General features: G+C 53.6%; 18 protein-coding genes and 4 pseudogenes. 12 read left to right on the top strand and 10 right to left on the bottom strand.

The window, feature by feature from the left end:
* The first annotated feature begins 1 nt into the window (after window position 1).
* Complete coding sequence (locus Harman_RS19220) at window positions 2-730, top strand: hypothetical protein (protein ID WP_137685314.1); 729 nt, start codon at window positions 2-4, stop codon at window positions 728-730.
* Between the two features lie 817 nt (window positions 731-1,547).
* Here Harman_RS19220 and Harman_RS19215 read toward each other — a convergent pair.
* The 3 genes and pseudogenes from Harman_RS19215 to Harman_RS19200 all read right to left on the bottom strand — a co-directional run.
* Window positions 1,548-1,916 (bottom strand): annotated as a pseudogene (locus Harman_RS19215) (IS6 family transposase); the annotation flags it as partial.
* Between the two features lie 245 nt (window positions 1,917-2,161).
* Window positions 2,162-3,121, bottom strand: a complete 960-nt coding sequence (locus tag Harman_RS19205) for an ArdC-like ssDNA-binding domain-containing protein (protein ID WP_137685312.1) — start codon at window positions 3,119-3,121, stop codon at window positions 2,162-2,164.
* A 97-nt stretch (window positions 3,122-3,218) separates the two neighbouring features.
* Window positions 3,219-3,431, bottom strand: coding sequence for a hypothetical protein (locus Harman_RS19200; RefSeq protein ID WP_235007274.1), 213 nt, complete (start codon window positions 3,429-3,431; stop codon window positions 3,219-3,221).
* Window positions 3,432-3,542: 111 nt separating this feature from the next.
* Between Harman_RS19200 and Harman_RS19195 the strand changes: the two genes are divergently transcribed.
* The gene (locus tag Harman_RS19195) at window positions 3,543-4,307 is read left to right on the top strand and encodes a winged helix-turn-helix domain-containing protein (RefSeq protein ID WP_235007273.1); all 765 of its coding nucleotides are present in this window, start codon (window positions 3,543-3,545) and stop codon (window positions 4,305-4,307) included.
* Between the two features lie 284 nt (window positions 4,308-4,591).
* Window positions 4,592-5,479, top strand: a complete 888-nt coding sequence (locus Harman_RS19190; protein WP_137685311.1) for a hypothetical protein — start codon at window positions 4,592-4,594, stop codon at window positions 5,477-5,479.
* 350 nt (window positions 5,480-5,829) lie between these two features.
* On the opposite strand, the gene Harman_RS19185 is transcribed toward Harman_RS19190, so the two are convergent.
* Window positions 5,830-6,807, bottom strand: coding sequence for an IS1595 family transposase (locus Harman_RS19185; RefSeq protein ID WP_137685310.1), 978 nt, complete (start codon window positions 6,805-6,807; stop codon window positions 5,830-5,832).
* Between the two features lie 69 nt (window positions 6,808-6,876).
* Here Harman_RS19185 and Harman_RS19180 point away from each other — a divergent pair, with 69 nt between their 5' ends.
* From Harman_RS19180 to Harman_RS19170, 3 genes and pseudogenes are all read left to right on the top strand, one after another.
* Window positions 6,877-7,182, top strand: coding sequence for a hypothetical protein (locus Harman_RS19180; RefSeq protein WP_137685309.1), 306 nt, complete (start codon window positions 6,877-6,879; stop codon window positions 7,180-7,182).
* Between the two features lie 1,156 nt (window positions 7,183-8,338).
* Window positions 8,339-9,547 carry a Cdc6/Cdc18 family protein gene (locus Harman_RS19175; protein WP_137685308.1) on the top strand — a complete coding sequence of 403 codons (1,209 nt, stop codon included), beginning with the start codon at window positions 8,339-8,341 and terminating at the stop codon, window positions 9,545-9,547.
* Window positions 9,548-9,955: 408 nt separating this feature from the next.
* Window positions 9,956-10,540, top strand: a pseudogene (locus Harman_RS19170) (cell division control protein Cdc6); the annotation flags it as partial.
* An 842-nt stretch (window positions 10,541-11,382) separates the two neighbouring features.
* On the opposite strand, the pseudogene Harman_RS19160 reads toward Harman_RS19170, so the two are convergent.
* From Harman_RS19160 to glnA2, 3 genes and pseudogenes are all read right to left on the bottom strand, one after another.
* A pseudogene (locus Harman_RS19160) lies at window positions 11,383-12,650 on the bottom strand (ISH3 family transposase).
* Window positions 12,651-12,818: 168 nt separating this feature from the next.
* Entirely contained in the window at window positions 12,819-13,829 is a 1,011-nt protein-coding gene (locus Harman_RS19155; RefSeq protein WP_235007271.1) for an ABC transporter substrate-binding protein, read from the bottom strand.
* A gap of 197 nt (window positions 13,830-14,026) precedes the next feature.
* Window positions 14,027-15,376 (bottom strand): gamma-glutamylputrescine synthetase, encoded by a 1,350-nt coding sequence (gene glnA2, locus Harman_RS19150; RefSeq protein ID WP_137685306.1) that lies wholly within the window; start codon window positions 15,374-15,376, stop codon window positions 14,027-14,029.
* A gap of 289 nt (window positions 15,377-15,665) precedes the next feature.
* Here glnA2 and Harman_RS19145 point away from each other — a divergent pair, with 289 nt between their 5' ends.
* The 5 genes from Harman_RS19145 to Harman_RS19125 all read left to right on the top strand — a co-directional run bounded on the left by Harman_RS19145 (window position 15,666) and on the right by Harman_RS19125 (window position 23,127).
* Window positions 15,666-17,198 (top strand): pyridoxal phosphate-dependent decarboxylase family protein, encoded by a 1,533-nt coding sequence (locus Harman_RS19145; RefSeq protein WP_137685305.1) that lies wholly within the window; start codon window positions 15,666-15,668, stop codon window positions 17,196-17,198.
* 204 nt (window positions 17,199-17,402) lie between these two features.
* On the top strand, window positions 17,403-18,965 hold the full coding sequence (locus Harman_RS19140) for an IucA/IucC family protein (protein ID WP_200831006.1): 1,563 nt from the start codon (window positions 17,403-17,405) through the stop codon (window positions 18,963-18,965).
* Complete coding sequence (locus Harman_RS19135; protein WP_137685303.1) at window positions 18,958-20,811, top strand: IucA/IucC family protein; 1,854 nt, start codon at window positions 18,958-18,960, stop codon at window positions 20,809-20,811. Before Harman_RS19140 ends, Harman_RS19135 begins: the two co-directional genes overlap by 8 nt.
* A gap of 577 nt (window positions 20,812-21,388) precedes the next feature.
* Window positions 21,389-22,389 (top strand): IS630 family transposase gene (locus Harman_RS19130; RefSeq protein WP_137685302.1). Its coding sequence is split into 2 segments (ribosomal slippage): window positions 21,389-21,881 and window positions 21,881-22,389, totalling 1,002 coding nucleotides; the frame shifts between segments, so codons are not numbered across the junction.
* Between the two features lie 246 nt (window positions 22,390-22,635).
* Window positions 22,636-23,127: an MOSC domain-containing protein gene (locus Harman_RS19125; RefSeq protein WP_137685301.1), complete on the top strand. Its 492-nt coding sequence runs from the start codon at window positions 22,636-22,638 to the stop codon at window positions 23,125-23,127.
* Between the two features lie 110 nt (window positions 23,128-23,237).
* Here Harman_RS19125 and Harman_RS19120 read toward each other — a convergent pair whose 3' ends face one another.
* Window positions 23,238-24,422 (bottom strand): trans-sulfuration enzyme family protein, encoded by a 1,185-nt coding sequence (locus Harman_RS19120; RefSeq protein WP_137685300.1) that lies wholly within the window; start codon window positions 24,420-24,422, stop codon window positions 23,238-23,240.
* Between the two features lie 205 nt (window positions 24,423-24,627).
* Between Harman_RS19120 and Harman_RS19115 the strand changes: the two genes are divergently transcribed.
* Window positions 24,628-24,951 carry an antibiotic biosynthesis monooxygenase family protein gene (locus tag Harman_RS19115; RefSeq protein ID WP_137685299.1) on the top strand — a complete coding sequence of 108 codons (324 nt, stop codon included), beginning with the start codon at window positions 24,628-24,630 and terminating at the stop codon, window positions 24,949-24,951.
* Between the two features lie 580 nt (window positions 24,952-25,531).
* Here the strand turns inward: Harman_RS19115 and Harman_RS19110 are convergent.
* The gene (locus Harman_RS19110; protein WP_200831005.1) at window positions 25,532-25,960 is read right to left on the bottom strand and encodes a CBS domain-containing protein; all 429 of its coding nucleotides are present in this window, start codon (window positions 25,958-25,960) and stop codon (window positions 25,532-25,534) included.
* Between the two features lie 137 nt (window positions 25,961-26,097).
* Window positions 26,098-26,203 (bottom strand): annotated as a pseudogene (locus Harman_RS19105) (IS5/IS1182 family transposase); the annotation flags it as partial.

Here is a 26,203-nt window from a genome sequence, read left to right as displayed (position 1 = left end):
AATGGAATTCCACATTTGGACTACGGACCAAGTTGCACTAGGATTTCAGACGGGGGCTATGGCAACACTGACAGACCTAGCTGATGAGGTTGATTTTGAGTTAGAGGTCTGGTCGGAGGATAGAGACCTGCCACGTGTCGACACAAGTGTTACCTCATGGGAAACAATACTTCTAGATGAATTTACATCTGAAGTTCACAGTAGATACGGCTGCCCGGGAGATAAAGAGTATCATATGTTACTTGTTAATGAACAATCCTGGAATCCCGGTGCCGGGATGACGATCGGGACAGTAAACGCTGAAGGAGGATATGATCCATTTGTTAATAACACTCCCTGTGACAATTCATGGGCCGTTGTAGGCGGAGTGAATGTCGCTGTTAAGGTTTTTGCGAACACCTCGGGAATTTATGGTGGCAACGGAGATAAGGCGTTTAAAGCCACTGTGCGTCATAACGCCATACATGGGCTCTGCTTAGATTCAGTGACTACTCCGGCTGACGATTGTTCTATGTCTTCATCAAAGGATCACTCACTCGGTAAAATCACAAATAATGATGCTGTGACCCCCGCCCAGATTTGGTATACAACTAATCCTCTATCGGGAAACGATCCCCCGTGTAATAATTGTGATAACGAACCCCAACAATCTGCTTCTGATATTCGACTAGATATCACCGATTGTACTCAACATAATCTAAACACCTCTGCCGATAAATTAAATTTATAATATAGATACAGAGATTCCGGGAAAGTTGGAATAGTATCGCCCAACATCGCTTCGATGAGGCCCTAATAGTACCCATGATAGTGGATAATCAGCTTTGTGTCAGCTGAAACCAGTTCTACGAAGTTAGTTTATGATTCCTCAAGGCCGCTTCATTTGTTGACAGCAATCAGGGGCTCGTAGATAGGAGTGGGGCCCGCGATGCCAGTGCCTGAAAAACTACTGCTGGGATAGCGAATTCTCGACTGTTGCGTTAGTTGATGCTCGCTCGTCTTGTGGATCAAAATCCTTGCCTTTGCCCGCCAACACACACCGACGAAGACGCGTAGCCTGTCGATATTGTTGGAGATTATTCTCAATAGAAACGATAATCGCTTGGATGTCCTGCAGTCTCGCAGCAACGTCTTCAGCAGAGTCAGATACATATGCTCTAGGACGTCGAGATTCTTTCTGTTCCATCTGGATATTTTCGAGAGAGGTCAGCAGCACAGGAGACTTGTCAACAGAATCAAGAATATCGGCATAAACCCCGGGTGAGACTGTTTTAGTCGCTTGCAGCCGGTCTAACCGGACCTGTCGTGTATACTGTTCGTCCCACTCTCCTCGCTTGATATCAGATATTTCGTCTTCAAGTTGCCAGAAATTCTCAATGATTTCGTCGTGGATAGCATTGATACCCTGACGCTGTGCATACAGTGTCTCAACAAACCGGATGGAAAGCGCACCCAGAAGAGCCGAAGCAACAGGTGTTGCCAGTGGAAGTAGCGAGACTACGGAAGCTGGTTCTAATTCGAGGATAAATTAGCTTTGGCGGCACTGTCTAGTTCTGGATGACCTCAGCTGGCGTTCGTCCGTCGAGTGCTTGGTTCGGTCGTTCGTGGTTGTAGTGGTGTCTGAAGCGTCGTAACCTCTGTTTAGCGCTGGATTGACTGCCCCTCCAGAAGGAATGGAAGCGGTCGATTCGCATGGTCACAGTCTGGAACCACTTTTCGATGTGGTTCCGGATTCGGTAGTCAAGCCGACCGCTCAAATCGTGACATGAGAGGGCAGTCAGATAGCCGCCAGCATCAACGAGAAACACTGAATCGGCGACATCGTGTTTCTGAGTGAGCCGATGCAGGAACGCCGCCACGGGGTCAGTCCCGCGGCGGCTGAACACGTCAACTTCGAGAAGCAGCTTCCGTTTTGTCTGCTCGGAGGTCACTCGCCGGTGAGAAAAAGAAATACACCCCTCTGTCGGGCCAGTCCAGTCGCCCGTTTATATCTCCGAGGTAGTACGGCCCTCCAATCTGGTCACGCAAATCTGCTAAAACACTCAAGAACTGTCCGACAGGACTGCTACCAGACGCTGCTGTTGAACGCATATTCTCCCTCGCCCAGCAAGGGAGTCACAAAATACGGCTCTCAAGCCTGTCCGAAAAGACACAGCCCCTCTCAGCTCTCACCTTTGACGGCGTCGATCAGATCCGCCGCAGTTGATGAGATACGGTTCAACCGGTCCTGCAACGTCTCGGGAGCATCGCCGTCCCAACAGGCCAGATAGAACGCTGAGTTATCGGGGTCCAGCCCGAAATTCCGACTCACGACGTAGGCGACCGCCTCGGCTTCGATCTCGCGTTTCGACCGCTCTGTCTCATCGTCGACATCAAAGTGAAGATCAGCGTGGGCGAACTCGTGAATCAGTGTACTCGCAAGAGCGGCCCGATTGTTTCGGTCAACCGCTTCTACCATCGGGTTCGCCGTTGTCACGCTCCGGCGCTGGCAGACACCACGTGCAGACCCATGCTCCCACTCCCCTGGAGCGACGATTCGTGCGTCGACGCCGATCTCATCGGTGGCGTCCAACAGATCCTCGACTAGTCCATCTGGGTTGCCGTGAGCTTCTGTCTCCAGTTCAGGAAGCGGCTCGCCTTCGGTCTGGGAGACATCGAACACCGACGTTGGTCGAAAGCCGACCAGCCCCCGCTGCCACTGCTCGGGCTCTGTTTCGTCGTACTCACACTCCGTGTTCTCGTGATACGATGGCGAGTTCCCGCATTCGGGACACTTCTTCGTGATAATCGGTGCCCAGATCCAGATAGCGCTCTCGCCGCTCTGGACGTACCGGTCGAACTCGTCTTTCCACGTATTGTACCCCGCAACCCGCGTTGCTTCGGGACACTGGAGCTTGATAAGCAGCGTATTCCGAGCGCTGTAGTCGTGGAACTTGCTCTGTACGTCAAGCCATTCCTGAAACTGCTCGCTGGCCTGTGCCTCGTTGGTGAGGTCGACAAGATCCTCAACCCACGAGTCAAGCTGCCCACGCATGTCGTCGTCTCGGGAGTCTGAATCGTCGAATGTGCAGGTGCTCTGTTGGCTGGACTGCTCTGGAGTGTCTGACTGTATCGTTGACATTGGTCTGTTTCCGGGACGCACTCTCGGGTACGCCCCCGCACTGCCACTGGGGGACAGAAAATCGACGCTGTAGCTCACTGAGAGAAGAGTGAGCTGACTACTCCTCGCTTTGCGCCTCCCAGCCCTTGTGGAAGTACACCAGCGCTAAGTCCGAGTCGAAGCACTGGCTGGATGGGACGTGCTGCAACACTTCCGCTTCAGGGATTGGCGCGACTACGCCCTCCTCAAGCAGACGAGTCACCATTTCGCGGCCACGTGGCTCATCAATCTCGATAGTATCGGGACGCTGCCGGTCTCGGTCCTGTGCAATCTGTTCACGCTCGAATCGTTCTTAGTCTGGGACTGTTTCGGTCGGGTCCATAGAATGAAATCCCTCACCCAGCTGGGAGACACAAAATCGGAGTGAACCAACAGTCGGGATGTGCGGCGGTCACTGTTGGTTAATTCTACCGATGGTTTCGGCCTCGGCGCAGGCTTTGAGGTGGTTCACTACCCAAAGGATGCTCCGTATCAATTCGTTCAGCAGAGGGAGTTTGAAGTTCAAGGATTTCGTATTACGAATATGACCCCTCATCCTGTTTCGGAGACGCCCTCACAAGATCTCGAAACCGGTATCAATCAGCTCGCAACTATCGGACGGCTGTTAGATCATCCGGAACTCGCGCGCGTCTACGTGTACATCTGTTATTATGGGCCGGTCACCCGCCCAGAAATCAAAGCGGCATTAGAAATCCCGAAGACCATAGTCTACGATCACGTGGAGACGCTTGAGACACTCGGTATCGTCACGCTGGCAGGAGAACGACCGGTGGAAGTGACAGCAGAGCCGGTCCGAATCACCACTGACGGCACCGTGGTGACACCGACAATCCTTCATGCGGTTGCGCTGCAAGAAGTCGACGAAGATATCTCATACTTCGTCGAGCGACACGGCGTTGGCAAACTCGCTGCTGCAGTCCGTCAGGCTGGCCTCCATTATGCAGGCCAGATCACACAGCGGATGGCCGCCGATCCACTTGAGATCTCCACTGGTGAGGCGGTCAGTATCATCCTCGCACTCAAGCCGGCACTTGCAGTCGGGCGCGAATACGATCCCTACTTCGATGTGATTTTTCCGGAAATAGCAGATGATATCGAATTCGAAGGCGAGTTTGACGTATCTACGCCCCGTCCGAACACTGATTGACCTACCCCCTCGCCTGAGGACGCGGGAATCCCGCCACGGGATTTCAGGCCGGGTCTGGCCCTGTAGTTTGAAGACGCATACGTTCCACACGTCTCCTGCTGGGTTTCAGCATCGATGTGGCTGTCTTGTGGCACGGTCAAACGCGCCCCATCCTCAGCCTACAGGGCTCGCGGGAGTCGCTGACCAACACACTATGCCTATCGCTTGGCCTCCGCCTAAAGACGGAGTACGCTATCGATCTCTATCAGGACTGCTTTACCGGTTCCCCACGAAAATAGAGTGAAATGGCCCGGCTCGTCTTCTATCATCATCCACAAGCCGAAAATTTTTCACTCAAATTTAGCTCGGTGTCACTGGGAGAAATACAGTCTCTGCGTGAACAGTCCGCCGAACCGACCAAGCTGATCGGGTACCCCTTTGAAACACCGATCTATGTACTCTATGAGGGAGATACAGAGATCGAATCTGCCGAAGAGATTGACTTCGACAAGGAGTGGTTGAGTAGTCGTATTTCTGACCTTCCTCGTGCTGGGCAAGTTGTAGCATTCCGACTTGTCGAGTTGCTTGAGGCCGCTGTGGATGTTCGGGAAGCAGATGAATTCCGGCTATACAAGGAGTTCGAACCGAAGAAGATTCACGAGGCACTTAATCACACATCGTGGAGAAAATCAGTTCCAGAAGTCGCCGGCGAAGTGATGTCGAATTTGATCCTCCGCCACTCTCTTCCAAATGCGAATCACCGAACTGGTATCGCAATGCTTCAATTCTGTATTGAGAGTGTAGACCCGGATTTTACGATGCCACGAACTCACGTCGACGATGATACCTGGCGTGAATGGGTTGACCCCTACATCATCGATTCAAAACGGCTTATCACCGTTCGTCGGAACAATCTCCGATTCAAGAAGCTCAAAGAGTTGGACATTGATCTCGTCGAACGGAAAGATGGAATCCAAATCCGATTAGCTGAATTCGATCTGGATATGCACTGGCGAGAGGCTCTCTCAAAGTACGCCAGTCTGCACGAAACACACTGTACGGAATTCGCTCAGGCTGTCCTCAAACGTGCAGAACGGGATGATTTACTCAATCAGCCGGGACCAACGAAACAGGAGTTCATCACCTATCTGGAGGAAGGACTGGTTGAACGAGACTTCAGAGAAATGTTCTAATCAGTCGCGAAGCTCTGCAACCGACTGCCCGACCTCACGGACGTGTTCACTTCGCTCAAGGTTGAGTTCTTCGGCGAGGTAGTCAACCGTCTCTTCTAGGGTCATACCTGAAAGGAAGTCCGCCGACCGGTATAAACCTAGTGCTGGAATACAGCTATTATGAGATTTAAGCATCCTACAACTATATCGTGTATTCTCTCTCTCACCCCAGTTTGGGCGTTACTGATGAGGTATTTCGAGAGGTAATAGTAATTTCCGCTGATCGCTGAATCCGATACCTGACAGGTGGCTTGTACCTTAACCAACAAAGTGAAGATCCTGGCTCCGAGTGTTGGTTAACACTAACGCTCTTATGTAGAATTACGGAAAGCCCCGATAACGAGACAATCAACGATTGACTCGGCGGATTCACCCGCTAGGTTGAATGACCGAACGATACCGAAGGTGTGAGCGGCCTGCTCCAAGCCCTGCTTGGACAGGCCGCGAAACTTCCGCAACCACGGCTGGACGAGCGAAAACAGGCACTCAGCTTGGTTAATGTGGACGCCGTCGGGCGATACGTACCGGTCCTTGTGCACGACCGTTCGGTGGTCAAAGTCCATTTCTCGATAGGCTTGGAGCCCGTCGGTCCAGACCTCTCCCAGCGCCTGGGAGAGGTCTTCAGCCTCGCGAATCACTGGTTCAAGATCGCCGCTATAGTCGATGCCGAGTTGACCACGAATCACGCGAAGCGAGTCGCGGCACGCCGCGACGAGCGTCAGTTGATCACCGTGACGCCCTCGCCAGCGTGAGCGGCCTGTTTGGGACGAGCCGCCGCGAGAACGGCTGTTCCGCGGCGGCTCTTGGCCTTTGTAGCCCGAACAGACCTCGCCAGATTCGTCGACTTGCGTCGGTCCATCGATTGTCTGGTCGAGTAGCTTCCAGACGACGGGGAAGCCGCGCTGAACCGCGGCTTCCACGTCTCGAATGGCTGTATAGACGGTTCCATAGGCTCGCCCGAGGAACGGCGCGATCTGGTTGATACTCAGCAACGTATCGGCGTACAGCGTGAACGCGAGAAGCACCTCACCTGTGGCGAGGTGCTTCTCGTGAAACGGCGTTCCGTAGGTGAAAACCGGCTTGAAATTGCAGTCACGGCACCAGATTCGGTCGATACTTTCCCAGGTCACGATGCTATGATGGCCGCACCGTGGACAGGACGTATTCTCCCAGAATTCCTTGAGTCGCCGCTCGATGCGGGCATCGAGCGGCTCCGTGTCGATCTCGACAACGCCCAGCTCGATCAGCTCTCGAAACATCGCTCCGAACGCTGGCTGAGCAGAAACCATATCGCCAAATTAGCGTCGGCTCAGTGTAACTATACGGTCTTTCCGCAGCTTTGCATAAGAGCGACACTAATGCCTGAAGAGCCCACCCCACCGGCGATGCTACCGTCGGGGCTCACTGACGAGTGTCGGTCACTATCAGCGGACCAGCTCCAGGTACTTGCCAAGTATGCTGAGTCACTTGCAGAGTATCAGGACAGACGCGAAGCCGAAAAAGAGGCATCAAAAAACGAACCCGATGATCGACCAGATGTTGTCCCAGCTGGGGCATCAGTCACAGTCAAAGAAATCAATGACAATCGCTACCGGTACTGGCAGTGGCGAGACGGGGACAAGATCAAATCCAAGTACATCGGACCGGCAAATCCTGACGACTAACCTAGCTGCTTGCTATGCTTCTGGAGTGGCAGTTTCCTAGCCCCACTGGAAATGAGTAATGTGGTAGTTGGATCAAATTTTCACCGGAAGGACGGTGTCTGAGACTCTTCCCTCAACAAACCAGTACAGACTATGGCCCGAGCATGATAGTTCGGGGTAATTCACCGATGCCCTTGTTGGGACACACCGGGTTTCCGGTGAAATTCTAAATATTCTCCCAGTCGCATGTCAACACACACTACTATTTCCGGAGCTACGGGATTCAAGATAGTCATCACCCTCTCATTCAAACTAACAAGGGGATAGGACATATTCTCCAAAAACACACCAGCATCTCCGAAACGATCCATCTCATTGGGTTAGCACAATCAAACAAACTGCTTCGGTAGACTACTGACACACCAAGTTTCCGGTGAATCACAGGACAAGCAGCCTAAACAAACTCAATAGCATTGTGATAGTGCCATACCAAAGCGAACGCACACCGGGTTTCCGGTGAATCACAAGAAAAGCAAGCGCCATCGAATTGTGAAGTCTCTCAGGACGAAGTACTTGCCCTGATCTAAAATGAGACGCACACCGCGTTTCCGGTGAAACCCGTTGTAATTTGTTTCACTGAGTGACGACCCGTACACCGTGAACCGCCTCAATAGTCTGTAAACGATGCGGTCTGGTGTGGGTGTCGTCAGAATCAGAAGTTAGCAGACACACACCACGTTTCCGGTGAAATTCCACATGGGAGCAAGAAGATATCAAATTCACCATCCCTCTAAATGGGACTTCCTTACTACTACATGTTATATACTTTATCTTTGTCTGACGTAGTTTTAAATACTTAGCTGCTATAATATTCCATTGACTGAATCGCAATTGGAGAAAACCTTGTTTCTCGCAGAGAGATCTCGACAATTCAGATGAAGAGTCACTCTTGTTGATAAACTATATACGAGGTTATCCACTCTGCTAATTCAGGTTTTCAGGAGTTATCTCTATACACAACTCGATAATATTAGGCAAAACACTGCATTTCTGATGGACTGATACCCCTATTTCATCTGGACGATAGTGTTGCTATGAGGTGTTTTCACCGGAAACACGGTGTGTGTGTCTCGGCGAAAGTATCAAGTCGTTTCACCGGAAACCCGGTGTACAAGTAATGTCTGGCTCCGACGATCTGTTCATTCGTGAGGACCCGATTTTCGTTAATAAAGAACTCTTGGAGATTAGCCATCTCCCAGAAGGTGAACGAATCGTCGGTCGTGATGAAGAAATTAGTCAACTTGCAAATGCAGTCAATCCTGCAATCTTTGGCCAGAGCCCCAGCAACGTTCTTCTATATGGTAAGACTGGTACTGGTAAGTCACTCTGTGCTAAATATGTCTCACGACAATTAGTCGACACAGCAGCTGAAGAAGACGTTGATGCAGCATATGCCTATGTTGACTGCGCTCAAGATAGTACAGAGACGCAGTCTGTACAGACAATCGCTGATTCAGTTAATACGGGGAAAGACGATATTTATATTCCTGATAAAGGGATCAGCACTGCGACCTATTATAAACGTCTCTGGCGCATCCTAGATGCTCATTATGACGTTGTGATCATCATCTTAGATGAGATTGACAAGTTGGAGGATGACGATATTCTGATGCAACTATCACGAGCAGGAGAGGCTGGGAAAATAGCCTCGTGTAAAATCGGTGTGATTGGAATCAGTAACAAAATCAAATATAAGGAGCGAATGGATGAGCGAATTAAATCTAGCCTCTGTGAGCGAGAGTTCGTCTTTCCACCATATGATGCAAACCAACTCAACAATATCATGAGCGCTCGGAGTGACGCATTCCGCGATGGTGTCCTTGAAAGTAGCGTCATTCCTCGTGCAGCAGCGCTTGCTGCTCGTGAACATGGTGATGCGCGTAAAGCAATTGACATTCTTCGATACGCAGGTGAAATAGCGCAATCCTCTGGCTCAGATACTGTTCACGAAGATTTTGTTGTACAAGCACGTGAGCGAGCTGAGACAGACCGGTTCCGTGAGCTCATCAGTGGATCCACGCCACACTCACGATACGTCCTACAAGCACTGACAGTCCTTTCCATTGATAATAAGAATAAATTGACTGAGGAAGTCGGCTTCCGAACGACCCGTATTTATGAGGTCTATGAGGAGATTTGCCGTCAGCAAGGATCTGACCCGTTATCTCTGCGTCGGGTTCGAGATCTGCTCAAAGAACATGCATTCCTCGATATTATTGAACAGACTCGTCACAGTGGGGGGAGCGCAGAAGGCAGCTATACTGAGCATCAGTTACTAGAAAATCCGGATGTTGTACAGCAGGTTCTTGAAGATACAATTAGCTAATCCCGTACCACCTACTTTCTTGGATTAAATTCTGTGATCACTTGAACTAGGTAATATCTGGTCGTTAGAAAATCATAAACCACTTTACATACTTACGTAGGTCTTTCAGAACAGGTCTTGTGAACAGCTATTATTCCGATTATTCTCGTACTCACCTTTTCTCATTGAAGCCGTAATAAGTAGTTCACCGAGACCGAATCGAACGATTCGTTTCACCGGAAACCCGGTGTGTTTGGATAGTGACTCGCCGACAACAGATCATTAAAGAGACAAGGTTTTTCATGGTACGTTGCTGGAATAGATTTTCGATAAAACTGGCGGTGAAGCAGACCACACACAGAGTGACAGACTCCTCCCGTGTTCTTCAGGCAGGTGCTACAACTTGACCTCCTCCTCCTCTCCCGCGTGAACACGGTGGAATCCCGGGCTGATGTGGCCATTACGGAGGATTCAGTTGATCAAGGTGTCATTCAATTATGTGCTGCTCTCGCTGCACGGGACAGTGGAAGTGCTCGACAAGCTCTTGACCTCCTTCGGTTGGCTGGTGAAATTGCAGAGAATCAAGAAGCCGAAGTGATCAACGAAGACCATGTTGATGATGCACGCTCACAGTTGGAACAGGAGCGAGTAGAAGAGGGGATGCGTGAGCTTACTACTCACGGTCGTCTCGCGCTCTTAGCCGTCATTTCGAAAGCAGCTAAAAAAGAAACACCCTGCCGTACACGTGAAATCTATGAGGAGTATACTACTCTGTGTGAGTCTTCTGAAACCGAATCACTGGGACAGAGGTCTCTCCACAACCACTTGTCTGACCTTCGGATGTTAGGAATCCTCTCTGCACACGAAAACAGGAGTGGATCCAGAGGAAATTATTATAACTATGAATTAGATGTCCCGTTCAGCAGTGCTATTGAAGCTATGTCCGATGTTCTTCGTCTTACAACCAAGATTGATACAATTCGTGACATTGCATCAATGAATAACGTTGGGTGAACCGCCTCGGGGTCAAGCCCCGAGGCACTCGGCCTGCTCCGCCTGTAGAGACACACCACATTTTCAAGTGAAATTCTGAATTTTGAAGACTGTATTGTTCACTCGAAAGGGTGGTGTGTGAATCGGTTTGGTTCTTCACATGAATCAGTGGTGTGTCCCAGTCTCTAGTTCACTTGAACGGATGGTGTGTCTCTACCTCTTCACGTGAAAGAGTGGTGTGTGAATCAGATCCGTTCTTCACATGAATTAGTGGTGTGTCTGGGTCTCCAGTTCACTTGAACGGATGGTGTGTCTCTGCCCCTTCACGTGAAAGAGTGGTGTGTATCCATTCGGTTCGCCACAGAGGTGAGTCGCTGACTCCGGAAACGGAGGATCTGGACTACAGGAAAATCGGTTGGTTCGCCGTGCTTGACAGGTGCCAATTGGAAGTAGAGTTTCTGACTCAGAAACTCGCTGAGGGGTTTTAGTACACATCAGCCAGTAGATATAGGTAGCCGCCGGTCGGAGGCGGTCCCCGAAAAGTATCCGACACACCTGCCTACCATCGCCCACGCCCGTTCCCCGCTTGGGGCTGGAGCCCACCGAGTGCCCTCTGACATGCCCCCTCACGCGCTCCATCCCCGTACATTCCTTCTTTCCCTCCCCCGACCTCTGCTGTAAACTACACTCAGTACCTCACAAAGCATCGCCAGTTGACCTGACCTGAGTGACCTGTTCTCTTGGGATGAGTCGTCGATAGTGGTCGAAGGACGCTAATCGAAGGCCGAACTGTCGCTGTCGGCGGCGATCAGCCGCCGACGCGGCAGCGTTACCACTCACAAGGCAGCGCCCCCGGTTGGTGATTACCGGTGGAACCGGTCGTCCGGTGGCCGGTTCGCGGGGACGGCCCGACGCACCACGAGGGCCGTCCACGCTGCCCGACACAGCATGTTGATGAACTCCTCGAACGACCATTTCCAGAGGCGACGCCCGCCAGAGTGATCACTGCAACTTCTGAATATTGGAGGAGATAGATCCGTTTTGAGAGGAGTCACTCACAAACCGAACAACTGCGACCATGTGCTATCTCATCTCGATTACTGAGTCCAGTATTCAAGACTAACGCAGACCACTCCGGCGGGGCGTCGCCACATACTCCCAATGGAGATACCGCCACACATTCTGCAAGAGGAGACTAACTACGACATACAGCAGCCGTACAACCGGATTCTGCGTTGTGTTCGTTACAACGCTTTGTTCAGAGAGTCGGTAGCTGGCCTCGATACTGAAGCGTTTCGCGTAGTGGTATCGAGCATCTCGTGGTGTTTCAATAAACGGCGCGTCAGCGGAGTAGCCGTGACGCGCCACTCCGTGTTCGTCGCATCGTCCGTTTTGGTAGGTACAGTCGATGTAGACGGGAAACTAGTGTTGGATGACACGACTCCATCCTTCCGAGAGTTCCTGCTTGATCGTCTTTCCCCATCGGACAATCGGCATTACGTACGCGTAGTTGTGTGCCTGAAGGAGCGTGAGACACTTGCTATCGTAGAATTCCCGGTCAAGATAGACGGCCTTGACGCTGAGGTCAAGGCCGTCGAGGAGACCAAGAAACTCCGCGAGGACACTGCTGGCGGTGTCGCCGTCGACGAGACGGTGCACCGCCAGCGTGTATCATTTTATTCTTCACACGTGCGTAGAGTGTCCGGTAAGCGTGGAATGCGGTAGTTCCACGCTTCGCTTCCGAATGATAGAGACCAGCTGTCTCATCTTCCTCACCGTAGTAGGGCCGCAGGTGGAGGTCTGCGACGACCTCCACCTGCTTGGAAAGCACCTCTAGAACATCCTTTTGCAGGAGTGCGTTCCCGATTTGTTCAACCGACGCTAGTTCGAATTTCTCGCGGAGGTGGTACAGAACCGTGTTTTCGTCCGGAGAGTCGTCACTGGTCTCACAGAGTTCGGATATCGAGGTCCCGTCGGCGCAAGCGCCGACGGGGACCTCGTAGATGTCCTCAGCTTCGATTTCAGTATTAGCGCCGAGGTCAAGATCGATTTCATCGCTGAGCGTGTTGACGAGAAAGTTAAGAAGCTGGTCTTCGTGGATTTCACTGTCTGCTTGCTTGGTCTTGAACACACCATCAGCAAGCAGACGTTCTAACTAACCGGCTTTGTGTGGTACTGAGTCTCAACTACCACGCCACACTGGAAGGTGAGTCTATACACGGTATAGCAGGGTTATGATAAGTGGTTTCAGCTGAATCAGTAATTTTGTCGATGAGCCAAATACTACTGTCCTCCCCTCTTAGGATTCGCCATTGATCACGTCGGCAACACGCTGGTAATCAAACAGACGGTCGTTCTCAGGCAGAGATTCGTTGAGGCCGTTCCACGCGCCGAACTGGTCGGGGTAGAGCTGCTTTGCCGCAGCCTCTGTCTGGAAGAGGTTGATTATCGGTCCCTGGTACTCGGTGCCGCCGCGATGGAGCCTGTCGTTTTCGACGGCAGTCAGTTGACTGCCAACCGGGTCATCTCGCATCCGCTCAACCTTGTCTTCGAACCCTTCGGTACTCGCGTTCGAGAAACCATACAGGAACACGAGTGCATCCGGATCAGCCGTCAACAACTGCTCGTAGTCCCACTCAGCGAACGATCCATCGATATACGCTTCGAAGGCATCATCGATACCGAGGTCATGGTACTGTTTTTTGCCGTTGCCCTCGCCAAGAGGGTAGGCGTAGAAGGTTCCGTTCTCGAAATCGGAGTTGACAGAGAGGAAGCCGGCCGACGGACGATCTTCTTCCGAGGGGAGATCCTCCTGCAAGTCTGTGAGAAGTTGATCATGAACTTCACTTATTATACTGTACCGATCACGTTCTTGGAATACCTCGGCCACCACCTCGAAGGCCTCGTACAGCGAGTAGTACTCGTAATCGTGCCACTCGTACCCGCGTCGGCGAATGTGGTTTCCGACGAAAGGGCCAACATCACTACGGATATCGTCGATGTCGGACTGGGACCAGTTGTCGTCAATCCAGCTCAGCATGTTAGGGTCCATCAGGTGGACGTCAGAGTTCAGCTCGTAGAACACTTCTCGATCGATACCGTCGCCCATCTCTATCTTTTCGACGTCCTCAAAGGAGACTTCGACACCGGGAAGCTGGTCGTAGAACGCCGTCGGCCAATTGTCTACGAAAAACAGCCCGGCAAGGCTTTCGAGCTGACCGAGGGCGATTCCCATATCTCCGAACGTGCTGTAGTAGCTCATCCAGCGGTCGGGGACCGATTCGAACGATACCTCTCCGACCGGTTCCATCGACACCGTGTACGAGCTGGAGGCAGTCGTGGTATCCTTCGAACCGGATTGACACCCAGCTATCCCCAGTGCACCCGCAGTACCGACACTCGCTTGTAAGATCTTACGCCTCGTTGTCTCTGTAATTGAATTTTCAGTCATCATTTTTTTAGGCCGCCCTAAATATTAAAAGCGTTTTGGTTTTTGGTGCCCCTAACTCATAGCAATCGTCGAAGAATATCCCTGTTCCACTCTCCAGCGGATTCGGTAAAGGCCTCCCAGGCTGACCGACGACTCTCCAGGTACGACGACGCCAGTTCCTCCCCGAGTGCTGCACGGAGTGTGTTGTCAGCTTCGAGTGCACGGACTGCTTCGCCGAGTGTTGTTGGCAATCGCTCAACTCCGCGCCGGTGGCGCTGATCATCCGAGAGTGCGTCCGGTCCGGTTTGTACGGGATCACCGGGGTCGATTCCCTGCTCGATACCGTCGACGCCAGCTGCAAGCAGGCCGAGCAATGCCAGATAGGGGTTCGCGGCTGCGTCGGCGGCACGGAACTCAAGCCGTGTCGTTCCGCTCTCATCGCTGGAGCTGGATGACGGAACACGCACCATGGCCTCCCTGTTGTCATGGCCCCAGCACGCGTATGCACACGACTCCTGGCGCGGAGCTAGACGCGCATAGGAGTTCACGGCGGGAGCGGTCAGGGCTGTGAGTGCGTCTGCGTGCGCCAAGATACCCCCGATAAACTGTTTGGCCGTTCGGGAAAGCGGATAGGGGCCGTCCACACTTTCGTCGTGGAAGGCGTTCCCATCGTCCCATAACGACAGGTGGAGGTGCAACCCGTTGGTCGCGCCAGGAACCGGTTTGGGGAGGAACGTGGCCAGCAGTCCGTGTGCATCGGCGATAGCTTGGACCGTTTCAGTGTGAAACACGTGGTCGTCGACCGCATCAATACCGGTGGCGTGGCCAGTGACGACCTCGTGTTTCCCGGCTCCGTGTTCGGGATAGTATTTTTTGACTGGGATAGATTGTGCCTCCAATGCGCTTATAATATCGTGGATAACATGACTCGCGTCCCGCGCACTATTTGTCGTGTAGACGCCGCGGTCGTCATGGGGTTTGAAACCGTCTTCTGTCTCCGTCATGAGGTGAAACTCCGACTCGAAGGCAGTCACAGCCTCGTACCCCCTGTCGTCGAGGTCCGAAAGATACGCCAATAGCGCCGAGCGCGGGTCGGCCGTCCACGGATTGCCATTGAGGGTCTCTATTGAACACGCCATCGCAGCCGTCTCAGCTTCGTATGGAAGTATCCGGAACGTCCGTGGCTGTGGGATCAATCGAACCTCACCTACTGTATCGTACTGCCCCCCGACGACTCTGTCGTCTGGTGGTGCAAGCGACTGGACTGATGTGGGGAGGCTTATACCAGCTTCGAGCGCTTCAGACAGTTCACTTTTATTTATTGTCTGTCCGCGGGTAATGCCGTCATTTCCAACGTAGAGGAGACGAACAAATGAGATGTCCTCAGTTGAACAACGTTCTAACAATTCCGAAGGTGTCTGGCACATGGAAAGGGTGGCGTTGCAGAGACACTTTAAGTTTTGGCTACCCTAAAAGGTTATAGGTTACAATATAATCGTAAATCTAGCGAATAATTCTAGCAATTCACTCAGTTCGCAAATATTAACAATCATTTAGGCCAACCTAAATATGTATGACAGAGGTAAATCAATTAGAACCTATGAATCGAGAGCGACCGAAAAGTCGGTGCGTGACAGATATAGAGGAGACAGATGCTGTTCGGCAAGTTCCTGTGACAGATGGCCCAATTTTGTCGGTTCCCCCTGGAGGGTCAAAATGAGTGATACGGAGTTCCCTCCGTCGGGGAGCGCAGTTCCGGAGTCGATGTTCCTCGGGAATGACAGCGACACGCTGGAAACGTTCGAAGCCGCTGTCGAAACTGCTTGCTGCGCGATTCGCGAGTCGTATCTCCCGGCTGCAACGCCGTACACTGGCGCGTCGATTTCGGAAGTGCGGTCCGAACTCGCCGACATCGACTGTCTGCCCGAAACCGGCACAGGACTCGAGAGCGCGATTGAGAGAGTCGGAGAGCAACTCCTTTCGAATGCGGTCGGGTTTCACGACCCGCAATACGTTGCACACCTCCAGTGTCCGCCGTCGATACCGGGTATCGCAGCGGAGTTACTGCTGGCAGCGTCAAACCAGTCCCTCGATACGTGGGGTGAAAGTCCCTCCGGGACGGTCCTCGAACAGCGGTTCGTCAACCAGTTGGCGAAGGTCTACGGGTTTCCCGATACCGCGGATGGTGTGTTCACGAGCGGCGGGACACAGTCGAACTTCGCGGCGCTTCTGTTGGCTAGAAACCGACACCTCGACGTCAACCACGGCGTGGACGCACAATCTGCCGGCGTACCAGAAGCGGCAGGTGACCTCCGAATACTCTGTTCTGAAGCCGCCCATTTCTCGGTCGCACAGGCAGCCTCGCACTTGGGACTGGGCGAGAACGCCGTGGTTGGAGTCCCGACTGACAACCGCCACCGGATGGATTTAGACGCGCTTGATGAGACCCTCGCAAAGATCGAATCCTCCGGCGGCGAACTGGCGGCGCTGGTCGCGACTGCCGGCACGACTGACTTTGGCTCGATCGATCCCCTCGATGGCCTAGCCGATCGTGCGGACCGATACGATATGTGGTATCACGTGGATGCGGCCTCGGGTGGTGCACTGGCCTTCAGCGACCGGCATGCCGACAGGCTCGCGGGTATCAAACGGGCTGACTCGTTGACTGTCGACTTCCACAAGCTGTTTTATCAGCCAGTCAGTTGCGGCGCTATCCTGGTCCGTGACGAGACAAACTACGAGTACACGGGTCGTAACGCGTCGTACCTGAATCCGGCGGACACGGATGCGCCGACCCCAGTCTCGAAGTCGGTCCAGACAACACGCCGGTTCGACGTGTTGAAGCCGTTTCTGACATTCCAGGCTGTCGGCACCTCCGGTGTCGCCGCCTGCGTCGAACGGACGGCCAATCTGGCGTCGGTGGCCGCCCAGCAGATCCGTTCGCGGTCCGCTTTCAAGCTCGTCACCGAACCCGAACTGACGACCGTTCTGTTCCGCTATCGGCCATCCGTGTTCCCGTCTAATGTCGAGGAAAAGCGGTGGCACAGCGAGCTGACTAACGAAATACGTGACCGAGCCAGGAAGGCGGGCGATGCGATTGTCGCCCGAACCATCGTCGAAGGGACACCCTGCTTGAAGTTCACATTCATGAACCCCAAAACGACGCAGGATGACATCGCTTTGATTCTCGATACTCTCGCCAAACACGGCGAACGTGCCGAAAACACAAGCGTGGCTGGGAGTGCATAGATGGAGCCGGAACCCCGTGCCCGAGAGGCGACACTTCAGTCGTTTCTCAACTGCTATATCCGTGAAACCAACGCATACCAACTGAGTGTTGGGTCAGAAAAAGCCGATGACATACCGACTATCCGTGTACCGCTCGGGCAGAGAAATGGAGAAATCCGTCTGGAACTTAGGCACCGATCAAAGGTCGGTCGCCACCGCTACCGCTTGCCAGGACAGTATAAGCTCGGTGACGGTGAATTCCGACCCCTCACACTACCTGCCTGTCTCTCTCTGCTACTCGAAGAGCTCGGACAGCTACGCGATGAGGAGGACAACCGTACAGCAGTCCTCCGACGGAGTTTAGAGAGCTATCGAAATATCGAACGGTCCCTCGAAGCCCGCGACGGTGGTCTACCCGACCATGTTGGAGAGTGGTCGTTCCATGAGGCTGAGCAGTCGCTACTGTTCGGCCACCAGATGCACCCCTCACCCAAGAGTCGTGTCGGGTTTTCGCCGGGCCAAGCCGACGCGTACGTGCCCGAACTCGGCGGATCGGTCTCGCTGGCCTACTTCCGGGCCAAGCCGAGACTCGTCTGGTCCGACTCCGCGGTTGAGCGGTCGGCGCCGGATCTTGTACGGGACCTGCTCCGCCAAGACCCAACGGTCAGTGAGGAGTTCGTGGCGGAACACGTCGAGAGTGAGGACGTGCTCCTTCCGGTCCATCCCTGGCAGGCCGCCCGGCTGCGTGAAAGCCCTCGCGTACAACGGCTCCTCGACACCGGAACACTTCGCGACCTCGGCTTAGTTGGTCAGGAGTTCTACCCCACCACCTCTGTCCGGACGCTGTATCACCCGGCCGCGGAGTTCATGGTCAAATGCTCTCTGGCAGTCGCCATCACCAATTCCGTCCGCACGAACAAACGGGACGAACTCGTGCGAGGAATCGCTGCTGTCGACTTGTTCAGGGGCGAACTCGGTGAGGAACTCACGGAGAGATACCCTTCCTTTTCGCTGGTCGGCGACCCTGCCTTTCTCACCGTCGATACCAATGAGGGCGACGAATCCGGGTTTGAGGTACTTCTTCGGGAGAATCCCTTCCGTGGCGGCGCGAGCGGTGTAGCACCGATCGTGGCGCTCTGTCAGGACGTGTCCGACGGGAATGGAACCCAGCTGGGTCGCCACGTCAGTGCGATCGCCGAGGCGACTGGGCGACCGGTTAGAGCCGTCGCAAAGGAATGGTTCCGGAGATATCTCGACGTCGTGGTTGAACCGGTGGCCTGGCTGTATCTCCAGCACGGCCTCGCTATCGAAGCCCACCAGCAGAACGTCGTGCTCGGACTCGATGCGGGCTTCCCAGACCACTACTACCACCGGGATAATCAGGGCTACTACGCCACCGAATCGAAGGCCGAACAGATAATATCCTACGCCCCTAAGTTCCGTGACCGCTTTGGCACTGTGTATCCCGATACTGTCGCCGACGAGCGGCTCCGATACCAACTGTTCGTCAACAATGTCTTCGGCGTCGTCGACGCACTCGGTACCGGCGGTGTCGCCGACGAAGCCGATCTGCTGGCCGCGTTGCGTGACCGTCTCAGAGACCTCCAACGAATAGAGGATGACCACTCGGAGTTCGTCTCGGCGCTAATTACTAAACCCCGAATCGCACGGAAAGGAAACCTGCTAACCCGGTTCCGTGACTTCGACGAGTCCGCTGACCGCCTGAATCGACAAGCGGTCTACACGCCCGTCACCAATCCGCTCGTTGCGGAGGCAAGCCATGACTGAACAGTTGCCCGGCAGCCACGGTCAGACGCGTGGGCCGGCGACACTGGCGGCCATCAGGGAAGCTGTCGACGGCGACACCTGGGAAACGGTAAACCGCGAGATGGTCGCCAAAGCCATCGCGGAGTTGCTGTACGAGGGGTTACTCGCTCCAGAACCAATATGGGCGAGCGACGGGCGAGTACAGTACCGGCTGGTTGTCGGCGAAACTACGTACCGATTCGAGGCGACACCGCGACGGTTCGACAGCTACTACGTCGACCCGGCATCCGTCGAACGGTCGGTAGCAGGCGAGGAGTGGGTACTCGCCGTTGACGCCGTCCGCTTTCTCCGGGAATTAGGGAGCAATCTCGACATTGAGGGGATGACCGTGAGCAAGTTGATCCGCGAACACGTCAACACGCTGTTGGTCGACGCGCACGTCCGAACACGGCGTGAGAACCGAGAGTCCCCGCCGAATCCGACCGAGCTGAGCTACGCTAATCTGGACGCCGAACTCGATGGCCACCCTTGGATTACGTACAGCAAGGGTCGTCTGGGATTCGGGTACGAGGATCACCATCGGTATGCACCGGAGCAACAACCATCGCTCCGCCTGTACTGGCTGGCTGCACGACGGACACAAACGACTGCAGAGACTGTGAGCGGAACAGATTACGAGTCGTTCGTCAGTTCGGAACTCGGGACCCGACGGGCCGGACGATTCGGCGAGATGCTCACCGAACGGGGATTCGATCCTGAAAATTACCGGCTCCTCCCGGTCCACGAGTGGCAGTGGCACAACACGGTCGCGACCTTCTTCGCAGACGAGATAGCCGCCGACAGGCTCGTACCTCTCGAAGCGGGACCACCGGTCTACCAGCCCTTACAGTCGGTCCGAACACTCGTGAATACGACCGACCCCGCTGCCCACGACGTCAAACTGCCCCTTCGAATGTTGAACACACTGATCTATCGGGGCATCCCGGGCGAACGTGTCCGCCTCGCCCCACAAGTCACCGACGCACTCTGGAAAATCCGCAACGGAGACTCGTTCCTCGCAGACGAACACGAGTTTCTGCTCCCGGGCGAGGTCGCGAGTATCGACTACGACCATCCAGTCTACGACGAGATCGACGGCACACCCTACCAGTACCAAGAAATGCTATGTGCCATCTGGCGCGAAAGTATCACAGAATGTATAAACGAAAGCGAGCAGGCGATCCCACTATCAGCTTTGCTTTACGAGCACGAAGGAACGACGATGCTCGGAGAGTTTGCAGCGGCGGCCGGCGTAGGTGTTGACCAGTGGCTCGGTGACCTTTTCGACGTCCTGCTCCCGCCACTGTTGCACTTCCTCTACCAGTACGGGGTCGGCTTCTCTCCCCACGGTGAGGACGCCATCATTGTCATCGAAGACGGCCTCCCTGTTCGGGCCGGCGTCAAAGATTTTATCGACCTAACATTGACTGAAACACCCCGGCCAGAGCAGTCACCGTTCTCACCGGAATGCTGGGACGCTCTCGTGACGAAACCGCTGTCCCGGATGCGACAGTGTCTCGTCGCTAGCCTCTTCGTCTGCGTGTTCCGCTATCTCGCGGATCTCGTTGCACGGCAACACGGTTACGACGAGGACAGATTCTGGCGGCAGGTACGAGAGCGTATCATCGCCTACCAGACGCGCTTCCCCGAACTGACCGATCGTTTCGAGGAGTGTGATTTGCTGGCCCCGTCGTTCAAGAAAATCTGCTTGAACCGCAACCGGCTTACGGAGTACGGGTACCGAGATACAGCCCAGCGTCCGAGTATCACCGTTGATGGACGAGTGTCGAATGCCCTTTCCGAGGTTGCACGGGACCAAGAAAGCTAATATCGACCCACTCTGGAGCCAACGACCACGACACACCGTGTTGGGACTTTGACCTCGTCGCTTCAGTGCTGCATAGACGGTATGTATTCCCAGCAAACTTGCGAAGTTCGTGTATTTGGCATGGTGGGCCCTGATCTGTTGTCGATACACGGGCGTAGATGCCGATTTCGGGCATACTTCTTGCGCCTTTGACCGAGTGTATAAGTTATCCACCTTTTCGCGGGTCCGTAGAAAGCACTAGCTTTGTGATCTTCTGGTTTTTGGCAGGGAAAGTTGTATAAAACAGCAGATGGGACCACGGCTACAATCTCGCCAAACACAAAATCCAGCTGTCCACTATCGACATCAACCTTGCCTACATCCTCCAGCCCGGTCTAAAAACGGGACAGTACCAACCGCGAATCCGCCGATCTCCATGAATAGCGCTCCGAGCACGAACGCAAAAATAAACACAGAAACTAGGAAGTACGGGAAGAGAAAACGACTAATGCGAGTAGGAACACCACGAAGACCGCAAGTAGCAACTGTCCTATAGTAGACGTTAGAACTTTCCGCCCGTAGTACGTTGAGTAATCTAATGGATCATCTTGACGAGATCTCCGTCAAGGAACTTCAAGACGCTCTGGAAAACGTGGACGGAAACAAGCCGACACAACGGTTGTTAGCGGCAATCGCCTACAAAAATGGTGTCACGCAGACCGAACTTGCTGAGTGGCACGACACTGGTCGAAGAACGATCTATAGCTGGCTCAAGCGACTCGACACCGACGAGCCGCTTGAGCAGGCTGTAGCTGATGATAAAAGAACTGGTAGAAAAAGAAAATTATCAGACTTAGAGTTAAAACACTTCCAAGAGACTGTTCACGAACCGCCGGAACAAGCTGGAATCGACACGCCGGCGTGGACGCCGGCGCTTGCTCAAGACTATCTCGAAGAAACGTACAGTGTCAAGTATTCAATCCCGAGTTGTCGGCGGTTACTGAAAGAAGCGGGATTGAGCTATCAAAAACCGCGCCGTTCAGCCGCCGAATCCGATGAAAACGAGAAAGAGGAGTTCTACGACGAGCTCAAAAAAAGCGGTGGGAGATGGACGCCACCGTAGTCTGTATTGACCAAACGAAGAAATCCGTCCAAGTTGAGCCGCGTGCCGCGTGGTTTCCTCGCGGCACGCGGCCTTCCGTCGAACTCTCTGGCCAACGCGATTGGACGTGTCTGTTGGGCGCGATCACCGAGAACGGTGATCGGTTTTTCTCCCGATTTACTGAGTACGTCACCGCCGAACATGCAAAACATTTCATTTTGGCATTATGCAAAGAATTCGAAGATAACTTGATCGTTGTGTTAGATGGAGCGCCATATTTCCAGGCGTCAGCCGTCACGGACCTAGCGGCCCGTGACGACCTCGCCTTCGTGACGTTACCGTCGTATTCGCCGGAACTGAATCCTGTCGAAGAGTGCTGGAGACAGCTTCAAGCATCCCTCAGCAACCTCTTCTTTGACTCGCTCGACGAGCTGACGACAGCGATTGATACAGCTCTCGACCATCTCTCAATCCCAAAAATGAGCAACTACTTCTAACGTATACTATATTGATTTGTTAATAGTCACATTTAAATCACACTCTACCGGCTCTGTTGAAATCACCATGACCTGACAGGAGTGGCGTGATGAACTGAGAGGATATTCAGCGCGGCGGCATCGTTTGTTTCACTTGGTAGCCAAGGAACCAGCCACTCGGAATGGTTTTCTGACACACCTACAAGTCACCTTGTAAACATTATCTACACCCGAGTGTTTATACTGTGCTAAACGTGCAGAGCACATATGACCGGGAGTGGCACTGTCGAACGGGTTTTTATCGCACCTGAAGCCGAAGTGGAGATGGAAGAGCAGACCGGCGTTGAAGCAGTTGCCGGACAGGGACTCCGAGGCGATCGCTACTTTAGTGAGATTGAGACGGGAACCTTCGTCGGGTGGGAGTCAGATGAGGAACGCCACGATGGGTACGACCTCACGTTGATCGAGCAAGAGGCTGTAACAGCAATCGAACGTGAAACGGGAATCGAACTCGCACCTGGAGAACACCGACGAAACATTGAAACCCGTGATGCCGCACTCAACCATCTCGTCGGACAACGATTCCGAGTCGGTGACGCCATCTGTCGAGGGGATCGACTGTGTGAACCCTGTAATCATCTTCAACGCATCACTCAGGACGGCGTATTGCAGGCACTCACTCACCGAGGTGGGCTCCGGGCAGACATTCTTGAAGATGGGACTATCCGCCCTGGAGATGTAATCGAACCAGTCGAATAATTCGTACTCTCTCGTGTAGAAACAGTTCGTATTCCCGCTTGTGGCTGCTACCTCTGGTGGACAATCGGACCACTTGTGAACCGGGGCATCGGAGAAAAGAGAAACGTGTGCTACGGTAGTGCCTTCCGGAGGTCCTCGCAGAGGTCATTAGCGTCTTCGAGGCCAACGGATACCCGAACCAACGTCTCGGGAATCTCTGCTGAATCCTCACTACGACTGAATTCCTCAGGGATCATTAGTGACGGTACCTCAATAAGGCTCTCGACCCCACCGAGACTCGCTCCCGGCGTGAAAACTTCAAGTCCCTCAATGAACGCCTCAAGTTCGATGAGAGTGCCATCAAACTCGAAGGACAGCATCCCACTGTACCCCGACATCTGCTCACTCGCAAGATCGTGTTGCGGGTGGCTTTCAAGACCTGGATAGTAGACACGAGCGACCCGATCATGGTTTTCAAGGAAACGGGCGACTTCCATCGCATTCTTCTCGTGATGTTCCATCCGCGCGGGCAATGTCTTGATGCCTCGCGCAACGAGGTAGCAGTCGAACGGCGACAGCATATTCCCGAATCCGACCCGCTGCGCGAACGACAATTGCTCGAAAACCCCACTGTCGTCTGTGATAACGGCACCGCCAATTGAGTCAGAGTGCCCGTTGAGATACTTGGTAGTGCTGTGAACGACGACATCAGCACCCAGTTTGAGTGGGGATTGGTAGTACGGACTCGCAAAAGTACTGTCAACGCCGAACAGAGCATCGTGGTCATCGGCTATATCGGCGATCGTTTGAATATCGCACAATCTAATCAAGGGATTCGACGGGGTTTCAGCCCAGATCAAGTCAGTGTCTGTGCGGACTGCATCGACGACGTTGTCGGGGTCACGGGCGTCAACAAAGTCGATGTCAACGTCAAGGTGTCCGGCCATATGTTCCGTGAGCAGCTTTTCGGTTCCGCTATAGATGGTGTCCGAGGAGACTACGTGGCCTCCCGGGGGGACCAGCGACAGCATCGTCGTTGAGGTGGCGGCCATTCCAGAGGCAAACGCCAGCGCATGTTTACCGCCTTCAAGGCGAGCTAACTGCTCTTCAAGGGCTGCCCGCGTCGGATTGCTCTCGCGCGAATAGTCGTGTTCATTGGCATCTTCTCCGCTTGCCCACTCGAATGTAGTCGAGAGGTGGATCGGCGGAACGACGTCATTCGTTCCATCTCTGTGGGGTTGCTTCTCAGTTTCAGCTGCGCCGACTGCGATGGTTGCGAATCGATTCCTGTCGGACTGGCTATTGTGTCTTGTCATTGGGTACTCACCATGGGGTCACTCGAACTCGATTTAGAGGGGTATTCATGGGAATGTTGTCAGTTGTGAAGGTTAGATGTAAGGTTCCCGGCGAGGGTGGCCAGAAACCCAAACCCGAGTTGGGGGTGAGTCAGCGAGTCGTTGGTTGTTATTCATTGTATGCTCCAAGGGGAAGCATCTTGTTCGTGTGGAGGAAGGCACAGTTATGACGTATTTGGTAACGTTCCGCCTCGATCCCGGGGAGTACGACGCAGAGTTTCATGAGTTGAATGACGCGATACAAGCGGCTGCCGAGGACACGGAGGGATATCTGGGTAAGCAGACGTGGCATGCACCGGAGAGTGAGGAGGTTCTTGTCGTCTACTACTGGGAGTCGTTGGACGCGCTTGAATCGTTTGGAGCGGATGCGGACCACGAACGCGCGAAACAGCGGTGGACGGAGTGGTATGAAGCGTATGAGGTCACCGTTACGGAAGTGGTTGAGACATATGGCAGTGGATTCGGTGACGATGCAAGCCCACTCATGTAAGGAATCACCGACTGGTTTGAGTAGTGAAGTCCACAAGCAGCTAACGAGTATTCCCTTACATCGACCAATTCAGTGGCCCTGATTGAAGCCTTCTGTTTCTACAATATACACGCGCTGAGTTCAGCACGACCGCTCTAATCTGCCCGGGTTCTGTCAGAAGGTAGATACTAAGAATTGGTTGAGAGTTTAACCAAATCCACCTAATCCAACCGATTATCCGCGACGTGCCTGACTTCAGGGACTCAAACACATATCGTAATATGGGCTATATCCACCAGACAGGCCGTAAAATAGGCGATTTCACTCCAGTTCAAACTATCAGTAGAACATTGGTTAGCCACATTCACACAGTAAGGCCTGGTTAGTAGCCAAAATTGTGACGCCTCGAATATCATACTATGCCACCCAGAACGTAGGGGTGTGAAGATTTAGGTTATTTGAGTAACATCATGGTGTATGGAACGCCCCAGTCCGCTTATCTGCACACGGTCATTACGCAGCCCATATTGGCACTCGACAGCGTGTCATAGAACCGTTCCCATCCCGTACCGGTCATCCGTGAGTGTTCGATATAGGTGACTCACTGAGCGGCCAGGTCGTTTCGTCCACGGAGGATCGTGTTCCTGAGTCGAGGTAGATAGTGTGTGAGATCAGTTGTTGTGAGAATGCCGACGATGTCGCCATCGTCGGTGACCGGAAGCCGCCGGATCGAGTGCTCTTTCATCAGAGTGGCAGCGGTGTGGATGTCTTCCGTGCTGGCAGTCGTGATGAGTGGCGTACTCAGAAACGCATCCACGCGAACGAATTCGATGTCGGCCCCCGCTGCAACCTGCCGCATGATATCGGATGCAGTTACGATACCGATGTACTCGCCCGTCTCGGGATCGACCACGACTGCCGATCCGATGTCGTGATCCGCGAACAGTGTCGCAACATCACAGGCCGTTGTCTCTGGCGGAATCGTTTGCACTGAGCGCGTCATCACGTCCCCCACCATCTGATCAATCATACTATAATTCTCTGCCCAAGACGGTTAACACTCCCGCCGCTGCAACTTCGTGAATACGTATATCCATCAACCAGCACGCGTATCGAGCAGAACTACGAGTTTTGTAACGATAATAAGAGGGTGTCATAGAACTCTTCTCACACCGTGATCACGGTACTTCCTGGATTGTCTTCGCGTTCGTAGTTGGTGATTGCGACGACGAGGCGAAGACACAGAGCAAGGAACACCTGCGCTCGTGCGTGG

It is taken from the genome of Haloarcula mannanilytica (assembly GCF_005406125.1).
In the GTDB taxonomy this organism is placed as follows: Archaea; Halobacteriota; Halobacteria; order Halobacteriales; family Haloarculaceae; genus Haloarcula; species Haloarcula mannanilytica.
Note: the sequence above shows the minus strand (reverse complement) of the source record. Positions and strands in the feature narration are given on the sequence as shown.

Excerpts from the sequence above, each read along its gene's own strand:
- Harman_RS19135 (WP_137685303.1), top strand. The coding sequence starts at position 18,958 with ATGACTGAACAGTTGCCCGGCAGCCACGGTCAGACGCGTGGGCCGGCG.
- Harman_RS19190 (WP_137685311.1), top strand. The coding sequence starts at position 4,592 with ATGGCCCGGCTCGTCTTCTATCATCATCCACAAGCCGAAAATTTTTCA.
- glnA2 (WP_137685306.1), bottom strand. The coding sequence starts at position 15,376 with ATGTGCCAGACACCTTCGGAATTGTTAGAACGTTGTTCAACTGAGGAC.
- Harman_RS19185 (WP_137685310.1), bottom strand. The coding sequence starts at position 6,807 with ATGGTTTCTGCTCAGCCAGCGTTCGGAGCGATGTTTCGAGAGCTGATC.
- Harman_RS19220 (WP_137685314.1), top strand. The coding sequence starts at position 2 with ATGGAATTCCACATTTGGACTACGGACCAAGTTGCACTAGGATTTCAG.
- Harman_RS19145 (WP_137685305.1), top strand. The coding sequence starts at position 15,666 with ATGAGTGATACGGAGTTCCCTCCGTCGGGGAGCGCAGTTCCGGAGTCG.
- Harman_RS19155 (WP_235007271.1), bottom strand. The coding sequence starts at position 13,829 with ATGGAACCGGTCGGAGAGGTATCGTTCGAATCGGTCCCCGACCGCTGG.
- Harman_RS19120 (WP_137685300.1), bottom strand. The coding sequence starts at position 24,422 with ATGACAAGACACAATAGCCAGTCCGACAGGAATCGATTCGCAACCATC.
- Harman_RS19125 (WP_137685301.1), top strand. The coding sequence starts at position 22,636 with ATGACCGGGAGTGGCACTGTCGAACGGGTTTTTATCGCACCTGAAGCC.
- Harman_RS19205 (WP_137685312.1), bottom strand. The coding sequence starts at position 3,121 with ATGTCAACGATACAGTCAGACACTCCAGAGCAGTCCAGCCAACAGAGC.
- Harman_RS19175 (WP_137685308.1), top strand. The coding sequence starts at position 8,339 with ATGTCTGGCTCCGACGATCTGTTCATTCGTGAGGACCCGATTTTCGTT.
- Harman_RS19180 (WP_137685309.1), top strand. The coding sequence starts at position 6,877 with ATGCCTGAAGAGCCCACCCCACCGGCGATGCTACCGTCGGGGCTCACT.
- Harman_RS19115 (WP_137685299.1), top strand. The coding sequence starts at position 24,628 with ATGACGTATTTGGTAACGTTCCGCCTCGATCCCGGGGAGTACGACGCA.
- Harman_RS19110 (WP_200831005.1), bottom strand. The coding sequence starts at position 25,960 with ATGATTGATCAGATGGTGGGGGACGTGATGACGCGCTCAGTGCAAACG.